Source organism: Micromonospora sp. ATLC20 (assembly GCF_057196585.1).
This window is the reverse complement of the sequence record NZ_JBXUOV010000173.1, coordinates 1-12,201: the sequence shown is the minus strand read 5'-3', so window position 1 is coordinate 12,201 and position 12,201 is coordinate 1. Positions and strand designations below refer to the sequence as shown.

12 protein-coding genes and 1 pseudogene are annotated in these 12,201 nt (G+C 73.5%); 8 read left to right on the top strand and 5 right to left on the bottom strand.

The annotated features are described in order from the left end of the window. Positions 1–408 (bottom strand): putative RNA methyltransferase (locus tag AC2CHG_RS25720; protein ID WP_484525751.1); only part of this gene is annotated, 408 nt, incomplete at its 3' end. Between the two features lie 3 nt (positions 409–411). Further along, the gene (locus AC2CHG_RS25715) at positions 412–897 is read right to left on the bottom strand and encodes a MarR family winged helix-turn-helix transcriptional regulator (RefSeq protein WP_135243273.1); all 486 of its coding nucleotides are present in this window, start codon (positions 895–897) and stop codon (positions 412–414) included. Positions 898–954: 57 nt separating this feature from the next. On the opposite strand from AC2CHG_RS25715, the gene yczE reads away from it, so the two are divergent. Genes yczE through AC2CHG_RS25695 form a run of 4 tightly spaced genes read left to right on the top strand, consistent with a single transcriptional unit; the run spans position 955 to position 3,675 of the window. Continuing rightward, positions 955–1,581 carry a membrane protein YczE gene (gene yczE / locus AC2CHG_RS25710; protein ID WP_484525750.1) on the top strand — a complete coding sequence of 209 codons (627 nt, stop codon included), beginning with the start codon at positions 955–957 and terminating at the stop codon, positions 1,579–1,581. Further along, complete coding sequence (locus AC2CHG_RS25705; RefSeq protein WP_262012594.1) at positions 1,569–2,138, top strand: NADPH-dependent FMN reductase; 570 nt, start codon at positions 1,569–1,571, stop codon at positions 2,136–2,138. Before yczE ends, AC2CHG_RS25705 begins: the two co-directional genes overlap by 13 nt. Then, complete coding sequence (locus AC2CHG_RS25700; protein ID WP_262012593.1) at positions 2,135–2,548, top strand: PPOX class F420-dependent oxidoreductase; 414 nt, start codon at positions 2,135–2,137, stop codon at positions 2,546–2,548. Before AC2CHG_RS25705 ends, AC2CHG_RS25700 begins: the two co-directional genes overlap by 4 nt. Positions 2,549–2,598: 50 nt before the next feature. Then, a complete protein-coding gene (locus AC2CHG_RS25695; RefSeq protein WP_013473969.1) occupies positions 2,599–3,675 on the top strand; it encodes an adenosine deaminase in 1,077 nt (358 codons plus the stop codon). Here AC2CHG_RS25695 and AC2CHG_RS25690 read toward each other — a convergent pair whose 3' ends face one another. Then, positions 3,676–3,942: a hypothetical protein gene (locus AC2CHG_RS25690; RefSeq protein ID WP_228531240.1), complete on the bottom strand. Its 267-nt coding sequence runs from the start codon at positions 3,940–3,942 to the stop codon at positions 3,676–3,678. Positions 3,943–4,474: 532 nt separating this feature from the next. Here AC2CHG_RS25690 and AC2CHG_RS25685 point away from each other — a divergent pair. The 4 genes from AC2CHG_RS25685 to AC2CHG_RS25670 all read left to right on the top strand — a co-directional run bounded on the left by AC2CHG_RS25685 (position 4,475) and on the right by AC2CHG_RS25670 (position 9,539). Continuing rightward, on the top strand, positions 4,475–8,065 hold the full coding sequence (locus AC2CHG_RS25685) for a sensor histidine kinase (RefSeq protein ID WP_484525749.1): 3,591 nt from the start codon (positions 4,475–4,477) through the stop codon (positions 8,063–8,065). Beyond that, positions 8,062–8,466 (top strand): roadblock/LC7 domain-containing protein, encoded by a 405-nt coding sequence (locus AC2CHG_RS25680; protein WP_013283992.1) that lies wholly within the window; start codon positions 8,062–8,064, stop codon positions 8,464–8,466. The genes AC2CHG_RS25685 and AC2CHG_RS25680 overlap by 4 nt, the downstream gene beginning before the upstream one ends. Positions 8,467–8,566: 100 nt before the next feature. Continuing rightward, entirely contained in the window at positions 8,567–8,944 is a 378-nt protein-coding gene (locus AC2CHG_RS25675) for a DUF742 domain-containing protein (RefSeq protein WP_036345708.1), read from the top strand. A 1-nt stretch (position 8,945) separates the two neighbouring features. Then, a complete protein-coding gene (locus AC2CHG_RS25670) occupies positions 8,946–9,539 on the top strand; it encodes a GTP-binding protein (RefSeq protein ID WP_030501201.1) in 594 nt (197 codons plus the stop codon). A gap of 124 nt (positions 9,540–9,663) precedes the next feature. Here the strand turns inward: AC2CHG_RS25670 and AC2CHG_RS25665 are convergent, their stop codons facing one another. Beyond that, positions 9,664–10,884, bottom strand: a complete 1,221-nt coding sequence (locus AC2CHG_RS25665; protein ID WP_355506755.1) for an ABC transporter substrate-binding protein — start codon at positions 10,882–10,884, stop codon at positions 9,664–9,666. Between the two features lie 122 nt (positions 10,885–11,006). Beyond that, positions 11,007–12,201 (bottom strand): annotated as a pseudogene (locus AC2CHG_RS25660) (transposase); the annotation flags it as partial.

Sequence of the window (12,201 nt, the reverse complement as noted above, 5' to 3'; positions counted from 1 at the left end):
CGCCCGGGCCGCGCGCCGCAGCGCCGGCTTGGAGACGTCCAGGGCCAGGCCGGCGGCGTCCGGCAGCGCCGCCAGCACCGCCGCGAGGTAATGCCCGGTCCCGGCGCCGGCATCGACCACCAGGGGGTACGGGTCGACGCCCGCGACGCGTACCGCTGTGCTCGCCAGCGCGGCGGCGACGGCGTCGTAGTGACCGGCGGCGAGGAACCCGGCGCGGGCGGCGACCATCTCGGCGCTGTCCCCGGTGTGCGGGGCGCGGCCGGCGAGCAGGTTCACGTACCCCTGCCGGGCGATGTCGAAGCTGTGCCCGCGCGGGCAGCGCAGCGCGCGTGCGGTGCCGGCGGTGGTCTCGGTGAGCGGCTCGGCGCAGACCGGGCAGCGCAGCCGGGAGAGGACGCGGTCGTCCACGGCTCAGTCCTCCGTCTCCGGTCGGCCGGGGAGGCGGCCGGTGAGGTGGCCGATCACCCGCTGGCTGAGCGTGCCGAGCGCGGCCACCTCGGCCGGGGTGAGCCGGTCGATCAGGTGCCGGCGGACGGCCGCCACGTGCCCGGGCGCGGCGGCCTCGACGGCCCGGCGCCCGGCCGGGGTGAGCACGACGACCGAGCCGCGGCCGTCGGTGGCGCACTCCTCCCGGGTGACCAGGCCGCGTTGCTGCATGCGGGAGATGTGGTGGGACAGGCGGCTGCGGGACCAGAGCATCCGGTCGGCCAGTTCGCTGAGCCGCAGCCGCTGTTCCGGGGTCTCGGAGAGGTCGCTCAGGACGTCGTAGTCGGGCTCGGAGAGGCCGGCGTCCTGCATCAGTTCCCGGGCCAGTTCCAGGTCGAGCAGGCGGCGCATGCGGCGGTAGCCGCGCCAGGCGCGGTCCTCCTGCTCGTCCAGCCAGCGCGGTTCGTCCACGGACCGATCCTATCGGTTTGGTTGACATGTCACCAAGTCGCGGCCTAGGTTGATGACATGTCAACCAAACTGCCGTCCCGGCTGGTGCGGCTGTTCGCCGGCCTGGCCCTGTTCGGCGTCAGCGTCGCGCTGATGGTCCGCGCCGACCTCGGGCTCGCGTCCTGGGACGTGCTGCACCAGGGCCTCGCCGACCGCACCGGCCTGCCGATGGGCCTGCTGGTCAACGGCGTGGCGCTGCTGGTGCTGCTGCTGTGGATCCCGCTGCGGCAGCGCCCGGGCGTCGGCACGGTGGCGAACGTCGCGCTCGTCGGCCTGGCCCTCGACGCGACGCTGGCGCTCCTGCCGCCGGTCGCCCCGCTCGCCGGCCGGATCGGCCTGCTGGCCGCGGGCGTCCTGCTCAACGGCCTCGCCACCGCGCTCTACCTCGGCGCCCGCCTCGGCCCCGGCCCGCGGGACGGGCTGATGACCGGCCTGGCCGCCCGCGGCCTGCCGCTCGGCCCGGCCCGCACCGCGATCGAGGTGACGGTGCTGGCCGCCGGCTGGCTGCTCGGCGGCGCCGTCGGCCCCGGCACCCTGCTCTACGCGATCGGCATCGGGCCGATCGTCGCCTGGTTCGTTCCCCGGCTCACCACGCCGGCCCCGGCCGCCGCCCCGACAGGAGTGACCTCACCATGCCCCGCCTGAACGTCGTCGTCGCCAGCACCCGCCCCGGCCGGGTCGGCCGCCGCATCGGTGACTGGGTCACCGCGGCCGCCGTCCGCCACGCCGGCTTCGACGAGGTACGCCTCCTCGACCTGGCCGAGATCGGGTTGCCCTTCCACGACGAGCCGCACCACCCGTCCGAGCGGGTCTACCTGCACGAACACACCCGCGCCTGGAGCGCCGAGATCGACGCCGCGGACGCCTTCGTCCTGGTGATGCCGGAGTACAACTACGGCTTCAGCGCGCCGCTGAAGAACGCGATCGACTACCTCTACCACGAGTGGCAGCACAAGCCGGTGGGCTTCGTCAGCTACGGCATGACCTCCGGCGGTCTGCGCGCGGTGCAGATGATCAAGCAGGTGGTGACCACGCTGAACATGACCCCGGTCAACGACCAGGTGGTCGTCTTCCTGCGGCAGGCGCTGGACGAGTCGGGCGAGCTGCGACCCGACCCGGGCCGGGAGGACGCCGCCGCGCTCATGCTCGACCAGCTCGTCCGGCTGGCCGCCGCGCTCGCGCCGCTGCGGGTTGCCGCATGAGCGCGCGGCTGTGGGAGCTGTTCGGCGAGCGCGGGCGCGGTGTGCTCGTCACGCTGCGCCGGGACGGCCGTCCCCAGCTGTCCAACCTCGACTACCTGGGCGAGCCGGGCCTGATCCGCTGCTCCACCACCGGCGACCGGGCGAAGGTGCGCAACCTGCGCCGCGACCCCCGGGCGAGCTTCCACGTGACCACCGCCGACGGCGGTGCGTACGCGGTCGCCGAGGGCACCGTGACGCTCACCCCGCCCGCTGCGGCCACCGACGACGCGACGGTCGACGAACTGGTCGAGGTCTACCGGCGGATCCGCGGCGAGCACCCGGACTGGGCCGACTACCGGGCCGCCATGGTGGCCGACGGGCGGGTGGTCCTGCGGCTCGCGGTGGAGCGGGTGTACGGCTGGCGACCCTGACCGCCCCGGTCCACCGCCGCGCCCGTACCGGGGGTGACTAGGGTCTGAGCATGGTCGCAATCTCGTACGAGGACATCGTCAAGGTCCCGAAGGCGCTGCTGCACGATCACCTCGACGGCGGCCTGCGGCCCGCGACGATCGTCGAGCTGGCCGCCGAGGTCGGCCACGAACTGCCCACCACCGACCCGGCGGCGCTCGGCGTCTGGTTCACCGAGGCGGCGAACTCCGGCTCGCTGGAGCGTTACCTGGAGACGTTCGCGCACACGGTGGCGGTCATGCAGACCCCTGCCGCGCTGCGCCGGGTGGCCCGCGAGTGCGCGCTGGACCTGGCCGCCGACGGCGTGGTCTACGCCGAGGTGCGGTTCGCGCCGGAGCAGCACCTGGAGCAGAACCTGACCCTGGACGAGGTGGTCGACGCGGTGGTCACCGGGTTCCGGGAGGGCAGCGCGCTGGCCGCCGAGGCGGGCACCCCGATCCGGATCGGCACGCTGCTCACCGCGATGCGGCACGCGGCCCGCTCGCAGGAGATCGCCGAGCTGGCCGTGCGGCACCGCGACACCGGTGTGGTCGGCTTCGACATCGCCGGCGCCGAGGCGGGCTTCCCGCCCACCCGGCACCTGGACGCGTTCGAGTACCTCCAGCGGGAGAACTTCCACTTCACCATCCACGCCGGTGAGGCGTTCGGCCTGCCGTCGATCTGGCAGGCGATCCAGTGGTGCGGCGCCGACCGGCTCGGCCACGGCGTCCGCATCGTCGACGACATCACCCCGGGCAACCCGCCGGTGCTGGGCCGGCTGGCCGCGTACGTGCGGGACAAGCGCATCCCGCTGGAGCTGTGCCCGTCGTCGAACGTGCAGACCGGCGCGGCGGCCTCGATCGCCGACCACCCGATCGGGCTGCTGCGCGACCTGCGGTTCCGGGTGACTGTGAACACCGACAACCGGCTGATGAGCGGCACCTCGATGTCGCGGGAGATGGCGCTGCTGGTGGAGGCCTTCGGCTACGGCTGGAAGGAACTCCAGTGGTTCACCATCAACGCGATGAAGAGCGCCTTCATCCCGTTCGACGAGCGGCTGCGGATCATCGACGAGGTGATCAAGCCGGCGTACGCCGAGTTGATCGGCTGATCACGACTGGCGGGGGTGGCCGGAGAGCAGTGCGGCCACCCCGCGCAGCACCTGGCCGGCCCGGGCCGCCTCGGCGCCCAGCCCGGTCTGCCGGCGCAGCACGGCCGGCTCGGCGCGCAGCAGCGCGACCCCGCGCCGGAGCAGCACCCGGGGTGCCTTGCGTTGCTCGGCGAGATCCCGGGCGAGGCGGCGCAGGAACGTCGCGCCGCGCGGTCGGCGCAGCGCGTACGCCCCGGCGAGCAACCCCAGCCGGCGGCACTCGGCCACGATCTCGGCCGCGAAGATCCCCTCGGCGACGAAGATTGGCGATCCGTCGACATCGAATGGCCGGGTGGCTACCCGACGGTCTGCGCCGATCGCATAAACCGGCACTTCGGCCTTGCCCTCACGAGCCAGTCGGGCGATTGTTTGCACCGCCGTGTCCGAATCCCAGGACAAGGGGGACTCCCAATCCACCTGTCCGTTTCGACGCGGACACGTGGGGTCATCGCCGTCCTTGTAGAAGTCGTCCAGGCAGAGCACCGGAAGTCCGGTTCGCTGGGCTATGTATGACTTTCCGGACCCGGAGGGGCCGGCGAGCAAGACGACGCGGTGCGGGTGTTCCATTACCTTCAGTGACTCCGGCCAGACGGATTGCTATCAAATTGCATCAACATCTCATCACACCTCCGGTGAGGGACAACCTGGTCTTTCTCTTTGCGGAGCGGCGTGATGGAATCTCGGAGGTCCGACCCGCCGGGTCGGTCGCTCGGCGTTGCCCTCAGGGTGACGCGGGGCGCAGTAATGCGAGGGCGGTGACGTGAGCAAACGGCCAACGACGGCGGGCTCCTTCCTGTCGCGGCTGCGCCGGCCGATGAGTCGGCTGCGCGATATGCCGATCTGGTCCAAGCTCGGTCTGATCATGATCGTGCCGACCATCGCCACGGTCGTGGTGGGCACCAGTGGTCTGGTCGACCACCTGGAGACGCTCAACAATGCCAACCGGGCGGGGGATCTGGCCAACCTGATCGGCTACTCGGGTGACCTGGTCGACACCGTGCAGGACGAGCGGGTCGGCGCCGTGCTCTTCCTCGGCGCGAAGGAGTTCCAGACCCGGGCGCAGTACCAGGAGGGCTACAACCGCGCCAACCAGCGGGTGGACCAGGCGAAGTCGCCGTACCTGCGGCAGCGTGGCGAGATCGACGACCTGCCCCGCAACTTCGTCGGGCTGCTCGACACGATCGACACCCAGCTGAAGGACCTTCCGGCTACCCGCAGCCAGGTGCTGAACGGCAAGCTGAAGATCAATGACGCCGACCAGGCGTACCGGCAGCTGATCGAGGACCTGCTCGCGATCCGCGACTCGGCCACCCAGCTCGCCGGCAACAACGACCTGAGCGACCGGATGCGCGCGTCGGCCGCCGTGGCCCGGCAGAAGGAATACCTGACCCAGCGCCGCGTGGTCGTCCACCAGGCGCTCACCCAGAACCAGTACACCGCCGCGCTGCGCGAGCAGTTCATCGCCAGCGGCACCGGCCAGTCGCAGTCGCTGGCGACGTTCCAGGCGGTCGCCACCGAGCCCGACAAGCTGTTCTACGAGCAGACCGTCTCCGGGCCCGACCTGCGCAAGGCCGACCGCTTCACCAGTTTCGTCTCGGGCAACAACAACGGCTCCATGGAGAACGCCCCGTTCGGGGCGGACCAGTGGGACCAGACCATGGTCGCCAACGCCAAGCTGATCCGGACCGTGGAGGCCCGGCTCGACGGCAACGTGGTCCGCCAGGCCGACGCGCTGCGTTCGGACACCCAGCGCCAGGTGTTCCTGGAGACCGGCCTGCTGCTCACCATGCTGCTGCTGGCCATCCTGTTCGCGTACCTGGTGGCCCGCTCGATGGCCCGCTCGCTGCGCGACCTGCGCCAGGGCGCCCTGGCGGTGGCCCAGTACGGGCTGCCACAGGCGGTCGCCCGGCTGCGTGACCCGCAGGTGACCGGCCAGCTCTCCCCGGTCCAGCTGGCGAACCAGATCGCCGAACCGCTGCCGGTACGCAGCAAGGACGAGTTCGGCCAGGTGACCGAGGCGTTCAACGCGGTCCACCTGGAGGCCGTCCGCACCGCCGCCGAGCAGGCCGCCCTGCGGGCGTCGGTCGCGACCATGTTCGTCAACCTGGCCCGCCGCTCGCAGATCCTGGTCGACCGGCTGATCGGCCACCTCGACCGGCTGGAGCGCGGCGAGGAGGACCCGGACCGCCTGGCCGAGCTGTTCCAGCTCGACCACCTGGCCACCCGGATGCGCCGCAACGACGAGAACCTGCTGGTCCTCGCCGGTGCGGACTCCACCCGTGTGCAGCGCGAGCCCGCCGCCCTGATCGACGTGCTCCGCGCCGCCCAGTCCGAGGTCGAGCACTACACCCGGATCGAGTTCGGCGTGATCGACCGGGACATCGAGGTCGCCGCCCACGCGGTCAACGACCTCGTGCACCTGGTCGCCGAGCTGTTCGACAACGCCACCGCCTTCTCCCCGCCGGACTCGCAGGTCATGGTGGAGGCCCGGCGGGTCGGCGACCGCGCCTCCCTCTACGTGGAGGACCGCGGCATCGGCATCAGCCCGGAGCAGCTCCGCGACCTCAACGAGCGGCTGGCCACGCCGCCGCAGGTGGACGTCGCGGTCTCCCGGATGATGGGCCTGGTCGTGGTCGCGCGGCTGGCCGCCCGGCACGGCGTCCGGGTCGAGCTGCGGCCGGGCGCCGACCGGGGCACCGTCGCCGACGTGACGCTGCCGACCTCGGTCCTGGTGCCGCGCGCCCTGGCCGGCCGTGGCCTGCCCGGACCGGCCCTGCCCGCAGCGGGCCCGCAACAGAACGGCCCGGCACCGGCCTTCGGCGCCCTGGCGGCCTTCGGCAACAACAACCCGCCGAGCCTGCCGCCGGCGCCCCACCCGGGCTCCTCGGGCAACCAGGTCACGCTCGGCGGACGTGCGTTCGACCCGGCGCCGCGCAACGGCTCGGGCACCCCGGCGAACGCCGGTGGCGGCCGTGCCATGCCGGCCTGGTCCGACCTGACCGGCGCCAGCCCGTCCGGCGGCGACGGCGGATTCGACGGCCGGCCCAACGGCCAGTCGACGGACCCGCTGCCGCAGCGGCGTAACCCGGCCGACGGCGACCCGGGCAGCACCGGGCAGCAGCCGGCGATCCCGCGCCAGCTGCCGAGCAGCCCGGAGGCGCGGCCCTACAGCCCGCCGCCGGTCTCCGCGCCGCCGGTCCCGCCGGTGTCGGCCCCGCCGCTGCCCCCGGTCTCCGGCGCGCCGGTCTCCGGTGACCCGTTCTCGGGCCGCCCGGTCTCCGCGGCGCCGGTCTCCGGTGACCCGCTGCCGTACCGGCCGGTCTCGGCCGCGCCCGTCTCCGGGCACCCCGCGCCGGTGTCCGGGCAGCCCGCCGCCGGGTACCCGACCTCCGCGCCGCCGGCGAACCAGCCGCAGGCACGTCCGATGCCCGCACCGGGTGTCAGCGCCCCGCCGGTCTGGCCGCCGGTCACGCCGGCCCCGGCTCCGGCGGCGCCGGAACGGCCCACCGGTGGCATGGACATGACCACCGAGCTGCCCCGGGTGCCGCGCACGGAGATTCCGGCCACCCCGCAGCAGGCGGCCGGCCAGCCGTCCGCCGCTCCGGCCGCGAGCCGGCCGGCCGAGGCACCGGCGGCGAACCGCCCGGCGGCACGCCCGGCCGCGCCGCAGCAGCAGGGCAACCGTCAGCGGTACGCGGACGAGACGATGGAGCTGCCGATCTTCCGGGAGCTGGAGTCGGCGTGGTTCCGCACCCGCCGGCCCGGGCCCAACGAGGAGTCGGCGGCACCGGCCGCGACGACGAACGGCGGCGCCGCCACCCAGCAGTTCGCCAAGGTGGACACGGCCGGCCGGCCCGTGCCGCAGAAGACACCCGCAACGACAGGTAACACACCGATGGCACAAACTCCGACGGCCGGCGGAGCACCGCGTGACAACGGCGCGGCGAACGGGAACACCCGTCCCGCGTACACCGGCGGGTTGCCCACCCGGCAGCCGTCCGCGTCGCCGCAGGCCTCCTCCCCGTGGCAGACCGCGGCCGACGACGGCTGGCGCGCCGCCTCGGCGGCCACCGAGGTGCCGGTCGCGGAGACCACCCAGAAGGGCCTGCCGAAGCGGAAGCCGATGGCGCAGCTCGTGCCGGGCAGCATCGAAAAGCCTTCCGCGTCGGTGCAGCGGCGGACGCCGGAGGGCGTCCGGGGCCTGCTCTCGGCCTACCATCGGGGCGTGCAGCGCGGGCGTAACACCGACAGCAACACGACCGGCCCGGAGGGCACTCCGGGCGGGCAGCAGTCCTCGCAGTCTGGCTCAGGCCCGGTGGCCGGGAGCGGGCAGAAGGAGCAACAAGGATGACTACTACGCAGGATCTCGGATGGCTGCTCGCCAACTTCGCCGACCGGGTGCCCGGTGTGGCGCACGCGGTCGCGGTCTCGGCCGACGGCCTGCTTCTCGCCTCGTCCCGTGACCTTCCGCGGGACCGCGCCGACCAGCTCGCCGCGATCGCGTCCGGTCTGGTCAGCCTCACCCAGGGCGCGGCCCGCTGCTTCGAGGGCGGGGCGGTGTTGCAGACAGTCGTCGAGATGGACAACGGCTTCCTGTTCCTGATGTCCATCTCCGACGGTTCGTCGTTCGCGGTGCTGGCGGCGCGGAGCTGCGACGTGGGTCAGGTCGGGTACGAGATGGCCCTGCTCGTGGACCGGGTGGGCGATGCCCTGACGCCGCAGCCGCGCACGGCTGTGGGGATGATGGGCTGAATGACGCGCTGGCCGGTGGGTCAGGTGCGGGAACGACAACGACAGCGACGAATGCCACCGGGGCGAGCCGGTGCCGGGTACGAGGGAGGTGAGCGGCGAAATGGTGGATCGTGACGAGCCGACCGGCGCGTTGGTCCGGCCGTACGCCGTCACCCGCGGTCGTACCCGCCCTCGGCTCGACATCGCCCTGGAGGCACTCGTCGAGACGACGGTGCGCGGCCGAGCGGTTGCCACTGGCAATGGTGGCCACGGTCGTGAACACCAGTACATAGCCGCGTTGTGTGACGGACGTGTGCAGTCGCTCGCCGAGATCGCGGCGCGGATGCAGCTTCCGCTCGGCGTGGCCCGGGTGCTCATCGCCGACATGGCGACGGACGGCCTGGTCGCGGTCCACGAGCCGACCATTTTGGACGACTCCGACGACGCGGTGGGCACTGAACTGCTGGAGAGGGTGCTGAGTGGACTTCGCAGGCTCTGACATGTCGCACCGGCCGCCGGCCCCGAGCGGCCGAGTGACGTCGGCGAAGATCGTTATCGCCGGTGGGTTCGGCGTCGGCAAGACGACGCTGGTCGGCTCGGTCTCCGAGATCACGCCGCTGACCACCGAGGCGATCATGACCTCCGCCGGTGTCGGCGTCGACGACACCCGGCAGGTGCCGGGCAAGACGACGACCACGGTGGCGATGGACTTCGGTCGTATCTCGATCGACCGGGATCTGATCCTGTACCTGTTCGGTACGCCGGGTCAGACGCGGTTCTGGTTCATGTGGGACGAGTTGGTCCGGGGTGCGATCGGCGCGGTGGTGCTGGTCGACACCCGGCGGCTCGCCGACTGCTTCGCCGCCATCGACTTCTTCGAGCACCGGCGGCTGCCGTACCTGGTGGCCATCAACTGCTTCGACGGCATGCAGTACCACGATCCGCAGGACGTCCGGGACGCGCTGGCGATCTCCCGCGACGTGCCGGTGGTGCCGTGCGACGCCCGTAACCGGGAGTCCACGAAGCACGTGCTGATCTCGCTGGTCGAGTACGTGCTCACCATGCGGCGCTCGCGGGCCGTCGCGCCCGCCTGACCGACGCGCGGAAGCGCCCGGCGGCCTCAGGGCCACCGGGCGCTTCCTGCCGTCCGGGGTCGGACACGGTACGCGACCGCCCGGTGACCCTCCACGCGGGACGGTCACCGGGCGGTGAGCGGGGTCAGGCGTACCGGGTCCAGGTGCCGCGGAACACCTGGTACACGGCGAGCGAGTCGGGCTCCATGCCGCCGTGGCGGTCGGCGCTGAACGCGTACCCGCCGGCGATGCCCTCGACGGTCTGCGCCTGGAGGAGGGCCCGCAGCCGGCCCCGGTCCAGGCTCGTCGCCATCCGTGCCGACGTGGCGAGGAGCTGGAGCGCGTCCGAGGCGTACGGAGCGAAGTCCGGGCTGACGCCGTGCCGCTGCGTGTAGCGGTTGACGAAGTCCCTGCGGGCCAGCTGCGCCGTCGTGGTGGCGGTGGCGGCGGAGACGTCCAGGCAGGCCGGGTGCACCGCGTACGCGCCCTCCACGGCGGCGGCGTTCGCACCCTGGACGGTGTCGTCGGCGACCGCGCCGGCGTCGAAGAAGATCGGGCCGCGGTGACCGGCGGCGCGCAGCTCCCGTGCCGCGACTCCGGAGTCCGGCGCGGTACCCCAGACCACGACGCCGTCCCGCTGGCCCCCGGCGACGCGCTCTGCGGCGGCACGGAAACGCCGGCCGGTCGCCGGCAGGCGTACCGTGCGGGCCAGGTCGATGGTGCTGTCGGCGAGCGCCTCCCGCATCGCGCGCACACCCGAGTCGCCGTGCATCCCCTCGGTGGCGAGCACCGACACCCGCCGGATCTTCTTGGACTCGAACAGCTCCACCAGGCGACGTGCCATGTCGACGGCGTCCGGGGTGAGCTTGTAGGTGAACGTGCGCTCGTCCAGCGGCAGCACGATGCGGTCACCGTAGCCGAGTGACAGGAACGGCGTCTTGACCCGCTGGGCGGCCGCCGCGAGGGCCGCCGAGGTCTCGCCGAGTACACCGCCGATCAACGCCTGCGCGCCGATCCGGGTGAGGTCGGCGGCGTGCCGGGCGGCGACCTCGGGATTGCTGCCGTTGTCCAGGATCTGGAGCCGGACCGACCGGACCAGGTTCCCGACCGGCAGGCCGGTGCGGTTGAGCGAGTCGGCGGTGAGCTGCAGGGCCTGCCGCTGGGCGACGCCGAGCAGTGACCCGGTGCCGGTCAGCTCCAGACTCGCGCCGACGATCAGATCCTGGTCGCTCGGCGCGCTGCTGGACGGGCCGTCGTCCGGCCGCTGGCCCTGCGGAGCGCAGCCGGCGAGCAGCAGGCTCCCGGCAGCGGCGGCGAGGACGCCCCGCCGGGTGAGCACAGTGGAGTCGAACGCCGGTGTCGCCAATGGAATCGCCTTCCCACCCCGGCGAACAGGCGCCGCCGCTGGTCCGCCGGGTATGTTCCCGGCCGGTCCAGCCCAGCGTCAAATCGCCCCGGTGTGGGATGAAACACCCCCGGCGAGCCCGGTCAGGAGCGGTAGCCCGCCGAGCGGTACTCGTACTCCCGGTCGTCGTCGCGGTCACCGGTGTCGCGGGTGAAGTCCCAGCCGCCGGCCGCCTCGCGGCCCGGACGGCCGCCCACGGCGAAGCCGCCGATCTCCTGGCCGCGCCGCCAGCCCCGGAAGTATCCGGTGGTGTTCTCGGCGAGGCTCGCCGCGTTCCGGACGATCCGCAGTGGACGCTCCTCGCGCAGCGGGGAGCCCGGCACCAGGTTGGCCTGCGGCACGCGCTTCGGCAGCCCGGCCTTGGTCTCGGCGCCGACGGCCGGGCGGGCCGCCTGCTCGGCCGCCTGCCAGCCGGTGTCGGCGGTGGTCGACCACTCCAGGTCGGCCTCGTCGCCGTGCCCGACGAACCAGGCGGACTTGGCCTGCGCGAAGATCAGCAGGTCGCCGTCACCCTCGTCGGAGACCGGCGGCGGCCGGTGCTCCTTCGGTGCGGGACGCCGCTCGGGCGCGGCGGGCAGCGGGACGCGGCCCGGGACGCCCTGGTCGACGAGACGCAGCGGCGGCGTCTCCAGACCCGGGTCGGCCGAGCGGCTCATCTCGTCGCGCAGCGCCCGATCAGCCAGCGGCGGCGGCTCCACCAGCCGCAGCATCGGCGGCTCCTGCGGCAGGTCGTCGGCGAGCCACGGCGGCGTGACCCGGCCCGGGTCGCTCGGCGCGTCCACGCCCCGCCCGTACGGGTAGGTGGTGCCCTCCCGCTCCCGGGCGGTGTCGTCCTCGGTGTTCACCAGCGGCCAGTTCGCCCGGGAGCCCGGCGGCGCCTCCGGCGCGGGCGGACGCGGGGCCGGCACCGGAATGCTCAGGTCGGTGGCGCTGAAGCCGCCGGTCGGCGGTTCCTGGTGCTGGTTGGTCTTGGGCCGGGGCGGGATGACTGTGCGCTGCCGCTCGGCCCGCGCCTTGTTGATGGCAGCGGTGGTGAGCGTCGGGCGGAACGGTTCGCCGGCCTCGGCGGGCGGCACGGCACCGCGCGGGGACGGTGCGATCGGGGTGATCCCGGGGGGCGGCGGTGGCGGCGCGGAGATCGGCCGGTTGGTGGGGCCGTCCACCCGCGACGGCAGCGGCGCGCCGGTCGGCTCGGGCCGCGCCGGGGGAGCCGAGGACGGCCGGCCCAGTGCGGCTGCCGGAGCAACGGGCGTGACCGGCGCCGGGGCGACCGGCGGC